The organism is Bradyrhizobium sp. CCBAU 11357, assembly GCF_028128865.1.
Classification (GTDB): Bacteria; Pseudomonadota; Alphaproteobacteria; order Rhizobiales; family Xanthobacteraceae; genus Bradyrhizobium.
In genome coordinates this window covers 1-16324 of record NZ_LBJW01000101.1, presented here as the reverse complement: position 1 = coordinate 16324, position 16324 = coordinate 1, and the positions used below count along the sequence as shown (strand labels likewise).

The following is a 16324-nucleotide window of genomic DNA, read 5'->3' as shown; positions in this document are numbered from 1 at the left end:
CCGGTCCAAAAAGTGCATCTGGAGCGCATACGCATCGCCGTGCGGCTATGCGAGGCCGGCAGGTACTGTCATGCCGCGCGTTCGCGGGGCATGACAGCGATCGCGTGGACCTACTCCGCCGGCTCGGCTGCGAGCGTCGGGTAATCCGTGTAACCCTTGGCGCCGCCGCCGTAGAAAGTATTCTTGTCCCAGTCGTTCAGCGTCGCCCCCTGCTTCAGCCGCTCGACCAGGTCGGGGTTGGAGATGAACGGTTTGCCGAAGGCGATGAGGTCGGCGGCGTTGGCGGCCAGCACCTTGTTCGCGAGCTCGAAATCGTAGCCATTGTTGGCGACGTAGGCGCCACTGAAGCGCTTGCGCAACGACGCATAGTCGAACGGCGCGACGTCGCGCGGCCCACCGGTGGCGCCTTCGACCACATGAAGATAGACCAGCTTCAGCGCGCTGAGGCCGTCGACGATGTGGTCGTACAGGGCCTGCGGGTTGGAGTCCGAGATGTCGTTGGCCGGCGTCACCGGCGAGATGCGGATGCCGGTACGATCGGCGCCGGCCTCGGCGACGACCGCCTTGGAGACCTCCAGCATCAGCTTCGCGCGGTTCTCGATCGAGCCGCCATAGGCATCTAGGCGCTTGTTGGTGCCGTCCTTGGCGAACTGCTCGAGCAGATAGCCGTTGGCGCCGTGGATCTCGACCCCGTCGAAGCCGGCCTCCAGCGCATTCTTCGTGGCGCGCTTGAAGTCGTCGATGATCCCGGGAATTTCGGAGAGCTCGAGCGCGCGCGGCTCGGAGACGTCGGCGAAGCCGCCATTGACGAAGGTCTTGCCCTTGGCGCGGATCGCGCTCGGCGCCACCGGAGCTGCGCCATTCGCCTGCAGGTCGACATGCGAGATGCGGCCGACATGCCAGAGCTGGATGAAGATCTTGCCGCCGCGTTCATGCACCTTGTCGGTGACCTTGCGCCAGCCGGCGACCTGCTCCTTGCTATAGATGCCGGGCGTGTCCTGGTAGCCCTGACCTTGTTGCGAGACCTGGCTCGCCTCGGTGATCAGGAGGCCCGCGGACGCGCGCTGGGCGTAATAATCGGCGGCGAGCGGACCGGGCACGAAGCTGCCGGGTACGGCGCGGTTGCGCGTCAGCGGCGCCATGACGAGGCGGTTGGCCAGCGTGATCGGGCCGAGCTTGTAGGTCTCAAACAATTTGGTCGAACGGCTCATGGGAATGCTTCCAGGCGGTGAGAGGTCTCGAACACTTGTGCATCGCGACATCAGGCGCAAGGGATGAGCCATACGGAAAGTGCAGGCGAGCTACGCGGCAGGGCGCGCGTAGCATAATTCATGTGCAATTTCGGCGGCGACAGCGGATTTCCGCTGTCGCGGCCGTGCGATTTCACAAATCAGTTCGCGCCCATGAAATCGCGCTTACCGATCTCGACGCCGTTGTGACGCAAGATGCCGTGGGCTGTCGCCGCGTGGAAATAGAGGTTCGGCAGCGAGAACGAGCTCAGGAATTGCTGTCCCGTCATGGTGATGGTCTTGCCGGGGCCGACCGGAAAGGTGACGTCCCTGGCTTCGGCGCCCTCAAACTGCTCAGGCTTGAAGGATTTGACGTAGTCGATCGTCTTCGCCAGTCGCTGTTTCAACTCCGCAAAGCTCGTTTCGGTGTCGGGCGTCGAGGGGACCTCGCTTTGCGTCAGCCGCGCGCAGCCTCTGGTCGGATAGTCGCTGACCAGCTGGATCTGCCGCGACAGCGGCAACATGTCCGGGAAGAGGCGGGAGCCGAGCAGGACGCTCGGCTCGATCTTCCTGGCCGCGCAATGCGCCTCGGCCTTGGTAAGCAGGCCGATCATGCTGTTCAGCATCTGCAAATAGGCGGGAACGACGGCGTCGTAGAAGGACATGTGATGCTCTCTTCAATGAGGGAAAACTCAGGAGGAAACCTGAGCCACTCACATGGGAGCCTCATGGAATAATACAATCGCGGAAACGTCTTGTGCGGTGCGAAAATTCTACCGCGGCCACCTTCTTCCCTGTCATCGCCGCCACACCCTCGGTGTCATCGCCCGGCTTGACCGGGCGATCCAGTACGCCGGGACGGTTATGGTTGAATCGATCGGCCCGCGGCGTACTGGATGCCCCGGACGAGCCGGGGCATGACAGAGGAGGGCTTAGCGGATCGTCGCCTGTGGCTGGGCCTGCGCCGTGCCGCCGCGCATGCGCGCGAGCAGCTCGGCGGTCGGCCAGGAATCCGCCGGCAGGCCGTATTTGACCTGCATCGCCTTCACCGCGGCGCGGCTCTGCTGTCCCAGCACACCGTCGACCTTGCCGACGTTGAAGCCGGCGCGCACCAGCAGCTGCTGCAATTCCTTGAGCTCGTTGAATGGCAGTTGCGCGACCGGCGCCGCCGGCTTGCGCATCGGCGCCGCTCCGGCGATGCGCGAGGCGAGATAGCCCGCGGTGGTCGAATAGATCAGGGAGTTGTTCCACTCGGTGTAGGCGGCGAAATTCGGATAGGCCATGAAGGCCGGCCCGAAGCGTCCCATCGGCAGCAGCACGGACGCTGCCAGATTGTCGTTCGGCAAGGGCCGGCCGTCGGGATAGGTGACGCCCAGTTGCGCCCATGTCGAGCGCGGCTCGCGCACGGTGAGATCGGTCTTCTCCCACGGCAGGTTCGGCGGCACCTTGATCTCCTCCAGCCACGGCTCGCCGCGCCGCCACTTCAATCCGTTTGCGATGTAGTTCGCGGTTGAGCCGATCACGTCGGCTGGCGAGCGCAACAGGTCGCGGCGTCCGTCGCCGTCATAGTCGACGGCGTAGTTGACGTAGTGCACGGGCAGGAATTGAGTCTGGCCGAGCTCGCCGGCCCAGGAGCCGATCATCTCCTCGGGATGCAGATCGCCGCGGTCGATGATCTTCAGCGCCGCGATGGTCTCGTTCACGAACATCTCCGAGCGGCGGCAATCATAGGCCAGCGACACCAGCGATTTCAGCGTCGGCAGGTTGCCCATGTTGGCGCCGAAATCGCTCTCGAGGCCCCAGAACGCGGCGATCACGGCGGGCGGCACGCCATATTCCTTCTCCGCGCGTGCAAACGCCGCGGCGTATTGCTTGATGTGCTGCTGCCCGTTCTGCATGCGGTAGGGCGCGGCCATCCGGCCGGCAAACTCGGTGAAGAGCTGGCCGAACACGCGCTGGCCGCGGTCGCGGTTGACGATGCCCTGGTCGTAGACGAGATAGGGCGATGTGTCCGCGATCGTCCGCTGCGACACGCCGGCGGCGATGGCCTGCTGCTTCACGTCGGCGAGGAAGCGATCGAAGCTCGCGCCGTTATGGCATGAGGCCGCGCGCGGCGAGGGCGCGGCGGCTCTTGGCGCGGCAGGCTTGGCGGGCGGTGGCGCGAACTGGGCAGAGGCTGTGGCGGAGCATGCGAGGAGCGCGACGGCCGCGATCGCAAATCGGGTCTGGAGCATGAGGAGTTCCGGCGGGGAGGGCGGGCGTGGATTCGCCCGAAGTCTAAAGCATGATCCGGAAAAGTGCGAAGCGGTTTTCCGAAAAGATCATGCCTATCCAAACAGCCGCATCAGCAGCGCCTTGCCGACCGGGAGCGCTTTGACGCCCTGATAGGCGCGCACATATTCGCCGGCATAAAACGCTCTGATCGCATGCACGCGCGTATCCAAGCTTTCCTCAAACCGGACCGCGAATCCGTCCGGGGTCCGCCGCACTACCATCGCTGCGATCGAGCGGCCATAGATCCGGCATTCGATCGTGCTGCCGGGCCTCGGCGGATCGGGATCGATCAGGCGGGCCCCGGTGATGGAGATGTCGGCGAGCCGCGCGAGATGGGACCTGCCATCCTGGCGCAAAACGACCGGTTCATTGCGATTGAACCGCTCCGCCTTGCGCTTGCGCGGCTGCTCGATGCAGACGAAGCAGACCACGGTGAGAATGAGCGCGTTGTAGAGGCTCCAGGCCAGCGCCAATCCGCCATAGGCGATGTTCTCGCCGCGCAGGTGCAGGATGAAGGCGTAAGCGATGGCCGCAAGCGTGATGAGGAGGGCGGTGCCATAGAGACGCAGCAGCGGCCATTCGACGAAGCGCCTGTCGCGGTCGCCGCCTTTCGCGGTGACCTTGAACTTGTGTCCTTTCGGCTTCAACAGGCCGGTCGCAACCGCCTTGAGCACGGCGGGCGCCGCGATGAGCTGCGAGACATCCGTCATCATGGCGAGCGAACGGCCATGCGACAGCCAGGCCATGGTGAGACCGTTCCAGACATAGAACGGCAGAAAGATGCGCAATAGCTCGGTCAGGTCGGCCCGGACAGCCTTGATGCCGAACAGCAGGAACAGCCAGGGCACCACAAGGCCGGCCACCTTCGAGGTGTAGACCGCGGCCCAGCTCATGAAGGCGTCGACCAGCGAGAGCCGGTCGATGAAGGCAAGCTTCGACTTCCGCGAGAGCGGTCCGCTGCGGCCGCGTACGATCTGCATCAAGCCGAGGCACCAGCGCGCGCGCTGGGTGATGTATTCCTTCAGGCCTTCGGGCGCGAGCCCGATCGTCAGGCGCTCGTTGAGATAGATCGTGTTGAGGCCGCATTCCTTCAGGCGCAGGGTGACGAGGTAGTCTTCGGTCACCGAGTCGGTCGGAAATCCGCCGATCTGCACCAGCCCGCCGTAGCGAATGAGGGATGAGGTGCCGCAGCAAAACGCGACGCTCCACGCATCCTTCGCCGGCATGAGGATGTCAAAGAAGAATCGTTGCTCGTCGGGCCAGACGTCAGTCGCGGCAAGATTGGTCTGGATCGGGTCGGGATTGATGAAGTGTTGCGGCGTCTGCACCACCCCGACCGACGCATCGTCCATGAGCAAGATGGGGCGCGCCAGGAAGTCAGGCCGCGGCACGAAGTCCGCATCGAGAATGGCGACGAATTCCGGCCGCTCCGGCAGCGCGCCGACATGCTTGAGTGCGTGGTTGATATTGCCGGCCTTGGCGTGCCGGTTGTCCGGCCGCGTCAGATAATGGCAGCCGAGCTCGCCCGACAGGCGTCGCAGCCAGGGCCGTCTTCCGTCGTCGAGCACCCAGACGCGATAGTTGCCGTAGTCCATACCGGTCGCCCCGATGATCGTGCGCTCGAGGATCGATCGTTCCTCGTTGTAGGTGCAGACGAAGACATCGATCAATGGTGCGCGCGGGTCGGTGGCGCGGTCGTCGATCCTCGCCGCGCCGCTGCGGTCGCGCGTCCGGCTCAGGAACAACAGCGATAGCGCGACCGCGACCAGCGAGGCCGCCTCCAGCAGCATGAAAGGGTAACCGATCACGGCGTCGATAGTCAGATGCGGTGGCGGGAGCGTCGACGTGACACGCCAATGAAGATAGCGCAGCAGCAACGCCACCGATACGACGGCCAGGAACGAGCGCGCCATCGTGCTGTCGCGCCTGAGCAGCGGCACGATCGCCATGAACGCGCCGAGCGCAATAATGCCGGGCGTCAGCGCCGTCGTCACGGCGTGGTCTCGTGCCGGGCGAACACGACGCGGCCAGTGCGTCCGACGGTGCAGGCGCGGGCCGCGGCATCGCGTGATGCCACGGTCACGCGATAGGGCTCCTTGCTCAGCGCATCCGGATTGATCGCGAGATTGGCGGGCGCGCCGGCGGCGCCGGTGAGATTGACCACGCGGCCGGAGATCGGCTCGCCGCCATCATTCGGCTCGAAGGTGGCGTGATCGCCGAGCTGCAAGCGGTTGTAGACGTTCTCGGTGACATTGGCGGTGATGACGGCGCCGCTGCAGTCGAGCACTTTGAGCAGGGGCTGGCCGGCCTGCACGTCCTCGCCCGGCGAGGTCATCATCTCCCAGACCGGTCCTGCGACGGGTGTCGTGATGTTGGCTTCGGACAGATCGGCGAAGCGGACCTCTTCCACGATGATCTCGTTGGCGAGCCAGGCGATCTCAGTGTCGGTGCGTGCAAGATCGGCCTCGAGGTCGCCGGCGCGCTGGCGCATCTCTTCCTCGCGCTGCACCGAGCTTGGCCGGTCGTTGTAGCTGTCGCCGAGGAAGGAGCCGTTCTGTGCCGCGGCAAGCTCGACCTTGGCGGCGTCCAGCCGCTTGCGCGCGCCGAGCTCGGTCTGTTGCGAGACCGAAAGCTCGCGCGTCAGCCGCGCCAGCTCGACCGTCGAGACATTGCCGGATTTCGCCAGCGAGGAGGCGCGCTCGACAGCGGCGCTGGCCTCGTCCCGCCGCGCGGCCGCCGCCTCGATCGAGGTCTGGATCTCCGCAATGCGCGCCTCGAGCTGGAGCACGCGCCCCTCGCGGAATTGGGTGGCCTGCCGCGCAAGATCCTTTTGTGCGGCCTTCGCCGAGGCAAGCTTGGCGGCAAGGCTCGGCCGTTCGTTTTCAAGGCGCGCTTTCTGCCGCCGGAGATCGTCGAGCCGGGTCCGATCGCTGCGCGAGTTCACGACGCGCAGAACCACGGTTCCGGCTTCGAGCTTGGCCTGGTCGCTGACGCGCTGAGCAGCCGCCACACGGCCGCCGATCGGCGCGCGCAAGGTGACGAGGCGGGAATTCAGCACCGCCTCGACGCTCGAATGCTCCCAGATCGCGCGCAGCGGCAGCCAGCCGAACACGGCGATGATGACGAGCCCGATGGCAATCTTGGCCCCGCGCCGCAGATACAGCCGGCGGCGTTCTGGTTCCGGCGCAGTCTGCCCATCGGATTGGCCGGCTTCGTCGTGGGCGAACAGCTGCTCGTGTAGTGCCTCCTGCAAGCCCTTCGCGTCGGTCTTGCTCTCGTTAGGGGAAGGAGTGGATGTAGGGTCGACGGAAGCGGCGCGTGAGCGGTCCATCATGACGGTCACCTTGCTGACGAGATGCCAACGGAACCGGTCAATGCACAAGACCGTGCGACGTGCCCGGTTACCGCCGATTAAGCCAACCCCGCGCTTTCCAGGTTGCTAAGTGTCCACGTGTGTTTTTGCGCAAATCCCCGTCAAGGTTTAGCGGGAGTGGAAACGCTGGCCGCACCTGCGATGGATCTGCGGCCCGGCGACGCACGAACCTTGCGGTCGTCCACGGCATTCATACTTCGGGGGAGCCGGCCAGAGGCTCGCGCCCGCGGCCGCTCTAGGAGAGACGGCCATGAACTATCTTCGTACCGCAATGCTGCTCGCAGGCCTGACCGCCCTGTTCATGGGCGTCGGCTATCTGATCGGCGGCGCCTCGGGCGCCATGATCGCGCTCGTCATTGCCGCCGCAACCAATCTCTTCACCTACTGGAACTCCGACGGCATGGTGCTGTCGATGTACGGCGCCCATGAGGTCGATCGTTCGACCGCGCCGGAGCTGGTCGGCCTCGTCGCCGAGCTTGCCGGCCGCGCCGGCCTGCCGATGCCGCGCGTGTTCGTGATGGATGAGGTCCAGCCCAACGCGTTCGCAACTGGCCGTAATCCGGAAAACGCCGCCGTCGCCGTCACCACCGGTCTGATGAACCAGCTCAGCCGCGAGGAGCTCGCCGGCGTGATCGCGCACGAGCTCGCGCACATCAAGCATCACGACACGCTGCTGATGACTATTACCGCGACCATTGCCGGCGCGATCTCGATGCTCGCCCAGTTCGGCATGTTTTTCGGCGGCCACCGCGACAACAACAACGGTCCGGGCATCATCGGCTCGATCCTGTTGATGATCCTCGCTCCGCTCGGCGCCATGCTGGTGCAGATGGCGATCAGCCGTACCCGCGAATATGCCGCCGACAATCTCGGCGCGCGCATCGTCGGACAGCCGATGTGGCTGGCCTCCGCGCTGGTGAAGATCGAGGGCGCCGCGCACCAGGTGCCGAACGTCGAGGCCGAGCGAAACCCTGCGACCGCGCACATGTTCATCATCAATCCGCTGTCGGGTCACGGAGTGGATAACCTGTTCACCACCCACCCCTCGACGCAGAACCGCGTCGCCGCGCTCCAGCAGCTCGCGGCCGAGCTCGGCACCCGCGCGGCGCCGTCGGTCGGCGCCAACGAGAACTATCCGCCGCGCGGTCCCTGGGGCCGCTCCTCTTCACGTGGTCCTTGGAGCTGACGGCAGCCGGCAAGGATTTGCGGTTGGCTTTGTGATCTGGCGCACACAGGGGCGTCCCCGACCGGTGTTAACACCTTCGACGTGACCGTTCCTTCGAAAGGGGATGCGTGGCCGGCCTGCTGCCGGCCATCGTCGAAGATGACCAGATTTGCCGTACCATTGCTGATCGTCCTTTGCGTGCTCGTCGGCTTGTCCACGCACATGGTCGTCAATTGCGGCGACGAGGACGATCCCGACATCTGCTCGGCCGTGATCGGCTTCTCGCCGCTGCGCGGCTCGCTGATCGCCTTCGCCTATGCGGGGCGCGGGCGGATCGCGCTGCGTCACGGCGACTTCAGGCGGGCGATCGCCGATTTCGACCAGGCCATCCACCTCAATCCCAACCGCGCTTCGCTCTATCGCGACCGGGCGCTGGCGCGCCGGCAGAACGGCGACCTCGAGCTTGCCATTGCCGATTACGACGAGGCGATCGCGCATGATCCCAAGCTCGCCGCACCCTATCACCAGCGCGGTCTCGCACTTGCCGCCACCGGCGATCTCGACCGCGCCATCCTGAGCTACAGCACGGCGGTCCGCCTCGACCCCACCGATGCGCAGGCGCGTCTTGATCGCGGCCTTGCGTTCCTCGCCCGCGGCCAGGCCGACGACGCCCGTGCCGATTTCGAGGCCGCGCTGGCGCTGCCCGCCGGCAAGGACGGACACGCGCGAGAGGCCGCGCGCGCCAAGCTCGCGGAAATCGCCAGCGCCGAGCCGACACAGGTTGCCGCGCCGCGCAGGTGAGGGGAGTCTCTCCGCGAACCCGGAATCGTAGGGTGGGCGAAGGCGCACTTCGCGCCGTGCGCACGATTGTTTCAATACGACAACAGACGCGTGGGCACGCTTCGCTTTGCCCACCCTACGATGCGTCTGTAGGACAGGTGGCTTGCCGTATAGCGGCGAGACAGGTGAGAGATGCGAGAGCACGACTGTCGGCTGCCTGCTGCGCGCATGAACCAACTAGGCTAATATGAGTTGGATCTGTACTGTCCGGGGCCAGAGTGCATCCATGTCGTGCGCGCTTGGAGGAGCTTCCAATGTGCAAATGGGCTTTGACGATTTTGACCGTGGGTATCGCCCTGACAGCGGGAGACGCTCGGGCTCAAAGATATGACCCGGCTTTTCCCGTTTGCTTGAACGTGGTTTCTCGCGGAATGACCCCTTACTACCGATGCAGCTTCATGACGATGGACCAATGCAGGGCATCGGCAAACGGTCAGATGTGCGTCCTCAATCCGTATTACGCCGGTGCGGCAGCCAGAGGGAACTCTCGGCGTCATCATCGCCAGACCTACGCGCCACCGAGGCCGCCGATCCAGTACCGGGCTGCACCATATAACCAGTTCAATGAACCCTATTATGGAGCGTCCCAAGGCTACGCGCCTGGCGAGAAACAGCGATTTCTCGACAGCTTGAGGCGATACATGTGAGGATGTCGCTCGACTGTGTTCGAGCAGCACATGCCTAAAGCACGATCCGGAAAAGTGTGCAGCGGTTTTCCGAAAAGATCATGCTCAATCAATAGCCTAAAGCGCGATGACGATTCATCCTAATCGCATCGCGCTTTAGGGCGGGAGGAATCTTTGAGGTCGCGGCCGCCCGATTGCGGCGGGCACGCGGGAGCGTGTCGCAAACGCGCAACGCGGCGATCCGATCAAGCCAGAGATGATAAGGCGACAGGCCGGCGAGCCTCCAGATCGCCAATCCCGCGGCGGCGATCAGGGAGGTGCAACGACTACGTCTTCTTGTTCGCTTTCGCTTTCTTTGCGGCCTTCTTCGCCGGTTTCTCGTCCTTTGCCTTCTTCGCCTTCACCGTAACAGGCGTGCTGGCGGCCAGGCGCATCGATCGCGCGTAGCTGTCGGCGACGTTGTCGGCGGACATCTGCAGGCGCTTGGCGGCCGCATTGGCCTGCTCCATGGTGGCCTTGGCCATCATCTTGAAGCGCTCGCCGGTCTCCTTGCCCTTGGCCTTGGCCGCAAGGCTGTTGAAGCGATCCCGCCGCTCCTTGGCACGGGTCATCAGGCCCGTATGCAGCTGTCTGGCCAGTTGCCGGATCACGACATCCAGGTCGGCGTCCGCCATGTTCTCTCATCCCCTTCGAAAAACGCTATCGATGCGGGCGGGACTATGCAGATCGGACCCCGCCTTGGCAATTCCCGGCGGTGCGTCATCCGCAGCTTCCGGCGTGCGAAACAAAAAAGCCGCGCTGTTCGCGCGGCTCTTTGGCTCGGCTTGGTGCCTTCCGCTCACTTGAGCGAGGCGACCGGGCCGTTCGAGGCTGCCGGCTCGGGGTCGAAACCGAACACGCCGACCAGGTATTTGTAATAGTCCGGCATCTTCTCCTTGAGCGCCTCGCGCGACTTCGGATCGTGGAATTCGCTTTTGCCGGCCAGGAAGATGCTGGCGGTCACCGCAAAGAATTCCATGGGATTCTTCATCGCATAGGATTCCTTGGGCAAGAGATCCTTGGACTTGGCCAGGGCGTAATAGGCGATCACGCCCTTGTTGGCGTAGCCGTCGGGCAGCAGCCGCGCGTGATAGGCATGCAGCAGCTCGTGCAGCAGCACGGCCTCCTTCTCGTAGCGCATCATGTCGGGCCGCAGCATGATCACGCCGAGCCCGGAATCGACCGCGAGGTCGACGGCATTCGGATTGGTCCAGCGCTGCTTGGCAGGATCCCACACCGTCAGCGTCCGCGGCACGCGGCGCTCGACGTTGGGGGCGACGCGGCCGTAGCAGGCGGTTGCGGCGCCTTCATCGAGGCAGGCGAGCTCGCTCGCGATGATCGGCACGGTGCGGAAGAAGCGCAGCACGCGGGGCGACAGGCCGGCCGCTTCGACGGCGTCGATCTGCTGCTTCAGATTGTCCGTGAGCTTGTCGACGTCCTTGCGGTCGGAATTCTCCGACAGGTCGAACATGTAGCCGCGATAGCTCTGGAAGCCAGGCGGCAACGACTGCGCCGCGTCGGCATCGAGCGAACCGGCATTGGACGGATTGGCAAAGAGCGCGCCGACAATGGTCGCGGTCAGCAGCAACGCAATGCGCATGATGAACCCCCTGATGTCACTTCGCCCGGCAGATTAGGCCGCCCTTGTTTGCGAAAAGTGAGTGCGGCGAGACTAAGGCGCCGATGTTGAGGCGTGCTTAACCGTTGGTTGCAGATCGCGGAGATGGATTAGGAGAGGATTAACCAAGCGTGGATCGGCGGCACAGTTCGGCGTAACATCCGCCTCCGGGCAACAGGCCCGGAAGTCCAGACAGCCGGAAGGGGAGGATGCCATGTATGCCGCCATCCGTCAGGCCAAGGCGAAAAGCGGGAGCGCGGAAGAGCTGACGCGCCGCATCAAGGACGGCGCCGTTCCCATCATCAGCGACGTCGAGGGTTTCCGCGCCTATTACGTCGTCTATGCCGGCGACGACACGGTCACCGCGATCTCGATCTTCGACAAGTTCGAGCAGGCCGAGGAGGCGAACAAGCGCGCCATCGCCTGGATCGAGAAGGATCTCGGCCCGCTGCTCGCCGGCGACGCGCGCGCCGTGGCGGGGCCGGTGATCGTGCATACGCTGGCGTGACTTCGCGTCATTGCGAGGAGCCCGCGACAAAATTGCGAAGCAATTTTGCGCAGGCGACGAAGCAATCCAGGCTGTCACCGCGGAGACAGTCTGGATTGCTTCGCTTCGCTCGCAATGACGAGGAGGCAGCTGCGCCCCCTCACAACTCCCTTGCATTCGAGAACGCAAAGCTCGACACCCTTCGCGTCGTCTCATCCAAAATCAACGTGCGCGTGATCGGCGGCTCGGCGCGCTGGGCGCAGTTCTCGCGCTCGCAGAGGCGGCAGTTGACGCCGATCGGGGTGCCCTCGGCCTTCTCCAGGTCCATGCCGGTGGCGTAGGTCAGGCGCGCGGCGTGGCGGATCTCGCAGCCGAGGCCGATGGCGAAGCGCGGCTGCGGCAGCGGATGCGGCGCCACGGGGCGGCGCACCATCTGCGCGATCGAGAAATAGCGCGTGCCGTCGGGCAGCTCGATCACCTGCTTGAGCAGGCGATCCGGCGTGTCGAAGGTCGAGTGCACGTTCCAGAGCGGACAGGTGCCGCCGAATTTCGAGAACGGGAACGTGCCGGAGGAGAAACGCTTGGAGACGTTGCCGGCATTGTCGACGCGCAAGAGGAAGAACGGAATGCCGCGCGCGTTCGGCCGCTGCAGCGTGGTGAGGCGATGGCAGACCTGCTCGAAGCCGGAATTGAAGCGCTGTGCCAGCACGTGGATGTCGTAGTTCAGCGCTTCGGCGGCCGCGAGGAACGCCGGGTAAGGCATCATCACGGCGGCCGCGAAATAATTGCCGAGGGTGATGCGGAACAGCCGGCGCGGCGCGTCGTCCAGCGGGCCGGCACGGCCGATGATGGTCTCCAGGGCCTGAGCGCATTCCCCCAAGCCCAGCTGGAAGGCGAGCTGGAATGCGCGGCCGGGCGGATCGACCAGCTCCGAGATCAGCAGCTGCCGGCGGTGGCGGTCGAAGCGGCGGAGCGTCTCGCGCATCACGTCGACCGGCATGATGCGGGTCTGGATCGAGTGCTTCTCACGCAAGCGCGCGACCAGCGCGGCGTACAGCCCCTCGGCGGGCACGTTCAGCTCGTCGCGCAGGTTTTCCGCGGCCTGCTCCAGCTCCGGAAAATAGTTGCGGTTGGCTTCGATCAGCTCGCGCACGCGCTCGACCGGATTGGCTTCAAAGCGCGTGCCGACGTCGCGGTCGGCCATCTGCGCCGCCGCCAGCGTCTCGCCCTGGCGCGCCTCGGTATAGGCGGCGTAGAGCCGTTGCAGCGCGTGGGTGACGCCGGGGCAGAGCTCGGCGAGGTCGCGCAGCTCCTGCTTGGGCACGTCGATCTGCCGGAACAAGGGATCGGAGAAGATCTCGTTCAGCTCGGCGAAGAAGCGGTCCTCGTCGGCAGTGGCGAGGTCGCGCAAATCGAGGTCATAGGTCTCGGCCAGCCGCAGCAGGATCTGTGCGGTCACCGGGCGCTGGTTCCGCTCGATCAGGTTGACATAGCTCGGCGAGATCCCGAGCCCCTCGGCGATCTGGGTCTGCGACAGCCCCAATTGCTGCCGGATCCGCCGGAAGCGCGGGCCGACGAACAGTTTCTTGCCGGACTCGGCGGGCATGTCTCAGATCTCCAAGCTCATCAAGGTCAGAATGGCTGACCTATACTAAGATTTACAAAATAACATCTATTACACGTTCAGATGTTACATGACATCACCAATAAAAAACAAGCCATCTATACGAACTTTGTCTTTTCGCGTTTAGCTTCCTGACACGCATCTCGCAATGCATTGTCAAGAATGTCGATGGCTCATTGCCGTCGTCAGCGAAAGGATCAGGCACATGAATTACCAGCCCCGCGATATCAGCACCCTCCAGGGTCCGTCCTCGTATCAGGACGAGGTCAAGGCGGCTCAGGCGCTCCTCGAGACCCAACCGACCTGGAACGGCGTGTCGGCCGAGGCCGTCGCGCGCATGCGCCTGCAGAACCGTTTCAAGACCGGCCTCGACATCGCCCGCTACACCGCGGCCGTGATGCGCGCCGACATGGCCGCCTATGACAAGGACCCCACCAAGTACACGCAGTCGCTGGGCTGCTGGCACGGCTTCATCGCCCAGCAGAAGCTGATCTCGGTCAAGAAGCACTTCGGCGGCAAGACCGACCGCACCTATCTGTATCTCTCGGGCTGGATGATTGCGGCGCTGCGCTCCGAGTTCGGTCCGCTGCCCGACCAGTCGATGCACGAGAAGACCTCGGTGCCGGCGCTGATCGAGGAGCTCTACACCTTCCTGCGTCAGGCGGATTCGCGCGAGCTCAACGACATCTTCCGTCTGCTCGACAAGGCGCGCAAGGAAGGCGATAAGGCCCGCGAGAAGGAGCTGATCGAGAAGATCGACAACTTCCAGACCCACGTCGTCCCCGTCATCGCCGACATCGATGCCGGCTTCGGCAACGCGGAAGCGACCTATCTGCTCGCCAAGAAGATGATCGAGGCGGGTGCCTGCGCGCTGCAGATCGAGAACCAGGTCTCCGACGAGAAGCAGTGCGGTCACCAGGACGGCAAGGTCACCGTGCCGCATGACGTCTTCCTGGCGAAGATCCGCGCCTGCCGCCACGCCTTCCTCGAGCTCGGCGTCGAAGACGGCATCGTCGTGACCCGCACCGACTCGCTCGGCGCCGGCCTGACGCAGCAGATCGCGGTCAGCCACAAGCCCGGCGACATCGGCGACCAGTACAACAGCTTCCTCGATTGCGAGGAAATCACCGCGGAGAACGCCAAGAACGGCGACGTCATCATCAACCGCAACGGCAAGTTGATGCGCCCGAAGCGGCTGCCCTCCAACCTTTACCAGTTCCGTCCCGGCACCGGTGCAGACCGCTGCGTGCTCGATTGCATCACCTCGCTGCAGAACGGCGCCGACCTGCTCTGGATCGAGACCGAGAAGCCGCATATCGAGCAGATCGCCAGCATGGTCGACCGCATCCGCAAGGTGGTGCCGAACGCCAAGCTCGCCTATAACAACTCGCCGTCGTTCAACTGGACGCTCAACTTCCGTTGGCAGGTCTACGACGCGATGAAGGAAGCGGGCCAGGACGTCAGCAAGTACGACCGTGCCGAGCTGATGAAGGCGGAGTACGACGACACGCCGCTGGCGAAGGAAGCCGACGAGCGCATCCGCACCTTCCAGGCGGATTCGGCCAAGCGCGCCGGCATCTTCCACCACCTGATCACGCTGCCGACCTATCACACGGCGGCGCTCTCGACCGACAATCTCGCCCGCGAGTATTTCGGCGAGCAGGGCATGCTCGGCTACGTCAAGAACGTCCAGCGCGCCGAGATCCGTCAGGGCATCGCCTGCGTGAAGCACCAGAACATGGCCGGCTCCGACATCGGTGACGACCACAAGGAGTACTTCGCGGGCGAAGCTGCCCTGAAGGCGGGCGGCGCCCACAACACCATGAACCAGTTCGGCTAACGGCGGATCGGACCGGTCTGGACGCCAGGTTGGAGTCCAGACCGGTCACGCACCTCAACAGGAGACTGACAATGACCAAAGGCAGCAATTTCTGGGTGATCGGCGGCGAGTTCGGCTCGATGAACTTCCACAAGCTCGTCGAAGGCTCGGCCCAGGTCAAAGGTCCGTTCAAGACCCGCAAGGAAGCCGAGGACTGCTGGCGCGAGGTGTCGGAAGAGAGCCGCCACAAGGCCGGCGTCCGCTTCTCGATCGTGGAAGAGCCGCAGCGCGCCCCGGCAGCCTGATCGGCAGCTGCCGAGCTGAAACAATCTGAAACAAGAAGACGTCCAAGGACGGATGGTCCCATCCAGGCCTCAAGCCTGGGTGGGATCGTCTGCTTTTGGCACAGGCGAAACGGCTGTGGGTGCCGTAAGTCTCTGGAATTGTGGGCCTTTGCGGAGGGTTTGGTTGCTGATAGGTTAATGGGGATAAGTCGAAGACGAGGCCGACAATGTCAGAGCCCGAGACCAGCGGGACCCATCCCGGCCAGCCGCGCCCGGTGCGGCTGCGCGATGCGTTGCTGCGCGCGCGGATCGAGGCGGCCGACCGGACCGGCGTCGTCGTCGATTTGCGCGACGCCGAGGTGGCGCGGCTCGAGATCCTCAACGACGCGCTCGATCCCCTGTTCGCGCAGGTGCCCGATCAGATCGACCTGTTCGACCGCGGCATCAGCCAGGGCGATACGCCGCGGCTGTGGATCGACGTCGTCGCCCACATCGTGATGGGCCGCGACAAGCGGATGTACCGATTCGTCCAGGACACCCGCTTCGGCCGCATCGTGCTCGCCGAATCGCACGACACCGCCGTGATCGTCGAGGCCGTCACCGACTATGTCGCGCGCCGCATGATCGAGCGCGAGCGTGCGATGGTGATCGCGCCCGAACCGCAGGCCCCGGCCGCCGCGCCGCCGCGCCGCTCGCGCCTCTGGCCGTTCGTGTTCGGCTTCGTGCTCGGCGCTGCCGCGTTGTTCGGGGTGGCGGTGCTAGCGGTCTTGCGGAACTGGTGAGGCTCTCTCCGCCGTCATTGCGAGCGCAGCAAAGCAATCCAGGAATCTCTCCGCGAAGGAACTCTGGATTGCTTGGCTTCGCTCGCAATGACAGCGGGTCTAGAGCATGTTGTTTTTGACTGGAATCGGGGTTCCCAGAGGGGGCGATTTCTGATTCAAACTCC

General features: G+C 64.5%; 15 protein-coding genes. 7 read left to right on the top strand and 8 right to left on the bottom strand.

Annotation, left to right across the window (positions count from 1 at the left end; translation table 11 throughout):
* Positions 1-110: 110 nt before the first annotated feature.
* From XI05_RS18950 to XI05_RS18930, 5 genes are all read right to left on the bottom strand, one after another.
* Positions 111-1211: an alkene reductase gene (locus XI05_RS18950; protein ID WP_271504447.1), complete on the bottom strand. Its 1101-nt coding sequence runs from the start codon at positions 1209-1211 to the stop codon at positions 111-113.
* A 179-nt stretch (positions 1212-1390) separates the two neighbouring features.
* Entirely contained in the window at positions 1391-1894 is a 504-nt protein-coding gene (locus XI05_RS18945; protein ID WP_271504444.1) for a DUF1993 domain-containing protein, read from the bottom strand.
* Positions 1895-2161: 267 nt separating this feature from the next.
* Positions 2162-3463: a lytic murein transglycosylase gene (locus tag XI05_RS18940; protein WP_271504441.1), complete on the bottom strand. Its 1302-nt coding sequence runs from the start codon at positions 3461-3463 to the stop codon at positions 2162-2164.
* A 93-nt stretch (positions 3464-3556) separates the two neighbouring features.
* The gene (locus XI05_RS18935; RefSeq protein ID WP_271504438.1) at positions 3557-5497 is read right to left on the bottom strand and encodes a glycosyltransferase; all 1941 of its coding nucleotides are present in this window, start codon (positions 5495-5497) and stop codon (positions 3557-3559) included.
* Complete coding sequence (locus XI05_RS18930; RefSeq protein WP_271504435.1) at positions 5494-6837, bottom strand: HlyD family secretion protein; 1344 nt, start codon at positions 6835-6837, stop codon at positions 5494-5496. Before XI05_RS18930 ends, XI05_RS18935 begins: the two co-directional genes overlap by 4 nt.
* 289 nt (positions 6838-7126) lie before the next feature.
* Here XI05_RS18930 and htpX point away from each other — a divergent pair, with 289 nt between their 5' ends.
* The 3 genes from htpX (at position 7127) to XI05_RS39550 (ending at position 9528) form a co-directional block, all read left to right on the top strand.
* Positions 7127-8062: a zinc metalloprotease HtpX gene (htpX, locus tag XI05_RS18925; protein ID WP_271504432.1), complete on the top strand. Its 936-nt coding sequence runs from the start codon at positions 7127-7129 to the stop codon at positions 8060-8062.
* A 138-nt stretch (positions 8063-8200) separates the two neighbouring features.
* Positions 8201-8842 (top strand): tetratricopeptide repeat protein, encoded by a 642-nt coding sequence (locus tag XI05_RS18920; RefSeq protein WP_271504429.1) that lies wholly within the window; start codon positions 8201-8203, stop codon positions 8840-8842.
* A gap of 293 nt (positions 8843-9135) precedes the next feature.
* Positions 9136-9528: a DUF3551 domain-containing protein gene (locus XI05_RS39550; protein WP_333939945.1), complete on the top strand. Its 393-nt coding sequence runs from the start codon at positions 9136-9138 to the stop codon at positions 9526-9528.
* Between the two features lie 305 nt (positions 9529-9833).
* On the opposite strand, the gene XI05_RS18910 is transcribed toward XI05_RS39550, so the two are convergent.
* Positions 9834-10181 carry a hypothetical protein gene (locus tag XI05_RS18910; RefSeq protein WP_271504426.1) on the bottom strand — a complete coding sequence of 116 codons (348 nt, stop codon included), beginning with the start codon at positions 10179-10181 and terminating at the stop codon, positions 9834-9836.
* 164 nt (positions 10182-10345) lie between these two features.
* Positions 10346-11146 carry a hypothetical protein gene (locus tag XI05_RS18905; protein WP_271504423.1) on the bottom strand — a complete coding sequence of 267 codons (801 nt, stop codon included), beginning with the start codon at positions 11144-11146 and terminating at the stop codon, positions 10346-10348.
* A 232-nt stretch (positions 11147-11378) separates the two neighbouring features.
* Here XI05_RS18905 and XI05_RS18900 point away from each other — a divergent pair, with 232 nt between their 5' ends.
* The gene (locus XI05_RS18900; protein WP_018648871.1) at positions 11379-11672 is read left to right on the top strand and encodes an antibiotic biosynthesis monooxygenase; all 294 of its coding nucleotides are present in this window, start codon (positions 11379-11381) and stop codon (positions 11670-11672) included.
* A 139-nt stretch (positions 11673-11811) separates the two neighbouring features.
* Here XI05_RS18900 and XI05_RS18895 read toward each other — a convergent pair whose 3' ends face one another.
* A complete protein-coding gene (locus tag XI05_RS18895; protein WP_172785886.1) occupies positions 11812-13257 on the bottom strand; it encodes a helix-turn-helix domain-containing protein in 1446 nt (481 codons plus the stop codon).
* Between the two features lie 223 nt (positions 13258-13480).
* Here XI05_RS18895 and XI05_RS18890 point away from each other — a divergent pair, with 223 nt between their 5' ends.
* The 3 genes from XI05_RS18890 to XI05_RS18880 all read left to right on the top strand — a co-directional run bounded on the left by XI05_RS18890 (position 13481) and on the right by XI05_RS18880 (position 16160).
* Complete coding sequence (locus tag XI05_RS18890) at positions 13481-15115, top strand: isocitrate lyase (protein WP_271504419.1); 1635 nt, start codon at positions 13481-13483, stop codon at positions 15113-15115.
* A 71-nt stretch (positions 15116-15186) separates the two neighbouring features.
* A complete protein-coding gene (locus XI05_RS18885; protein WP_024341447.1) occupies positions 15187-15399 on the top strand; it encodes a DUF4170 domain-containing protein in 213 nt (70 codons plus the stop codon).
* Positions 15400-15605: 206 nt separating this feature from the next.
* A complete protein-coding gene (locus XI05_RS18880; protein ID WP_271504416.1) occupies positions 15606-16160 on the top strand; it encodes a hypothetical protein in 555 nt (184 codons plus the stop codon).
* Positions 16161-16324 lie beyond the last annotated feature (164 nt).

Excerpts from the sequence above, each read along its gene's own strand:
- XI05_RS18895 (WP_172785886.1), bottom strand. The coding sequence starts at position 13,257 with ATGCCCGCCGAGTCCGGCAAGAAACTGTTCGTCGGCCCGCGCTTCCGG.
- XI05_RS18910 (WP_271504426.1), bottom strand. The coding sequence starts at position 10,181 with ATGGCGGACGCCGACCTGGATGTCGTGATCCGGCAACTGGCCAGACAG.
- XI05_RS18905 (WP_271504423.1), bottom strand. The coding sequence starts at position 11,146 with ATGCGCATTGCGTTGCTGCTGACCGCGACCATTGTCGGCGCGCTCTTT.
- XI05_RS39550 (WP_333939945.1), top strand. The coding sequence starts at position 9,136 with ATGTGCAAATGGGCTTTGACGATTTTGACCGTGGGTATCGCCCTGACA.
- XI05_RS18950 (WP_271504447.1), bottom strand. The coding sequence starts at position 1,211 with ATGAGCCGTTCGACCAAATTGTTTGAGACCTACAAGCTCGGCCCGATC.
- XI05_RS18930 (WP_271504435.1), bottom strand. The coding sequence starts at position 6,837 with ATGATGGACCGCTCACGCGCCGCTTCCGTCGACCCTACATCCACTCCT.
- XI05_RS18920 (WP_271504429.1), top strand. The coding sequence starts at position 8,201 with ATGACCAGATTTGCCGTACCATTGCTGATCGTCCTTTGCGTGCTCGTC.
- XI05_RS18940 (WP_271504441.1), bottom strand. The coding sequence starts at position 3,463 with ATGCTCCAGACCCGATTTGCGATCGCGGCCGTCGCGCTCCTCGCATGC.
- XI05_RS18945 (WP_271504444.1), bottom strand. The coding sequence starts at position 1,894 with ATGTCCTTCTACGACGCCGTCGTTCCCGCCTATTTGCAGATGCTGAAC.
- XI05_RS18900 (WP_018648871.1), top strand. The coding sequence starts at position 11,379 with ATGTATGCCGCCATCCGTCAGGCCAAGGCGAAAAGCGGGAGCGCGGAA.
- htpX (WP_271504432.1), top strand. The coding sequence starts at position 7,127 with ATGAACTATCTTCGTACCGCAATGCTGCTCGCAGGCCTGACCGCCCTG.
- XI05_RS18880 (WP_271504416.1), top strand. The coding sequence starts at position 15,606 with ATGTCAGAGCCCGAGACCAGCGGGACCCATCCCGGCCAGCCGCGCCCG.
- XI05_RS18885 (WP_024341447.1), top strand. The coding sequence starts at position 15,187 with ATGACCAAAGGCAGCAATTTCTGGGTGATCGGCGGCGAGTTCGGCTCG.
- XI05_RS18890 (WP_271504419.1), top strand. The coding sequence starts at position 13,481 with ATGAATTACCAGCCCCGCGATATCAGCACCCTCCAGGGTCCGTCCTCG.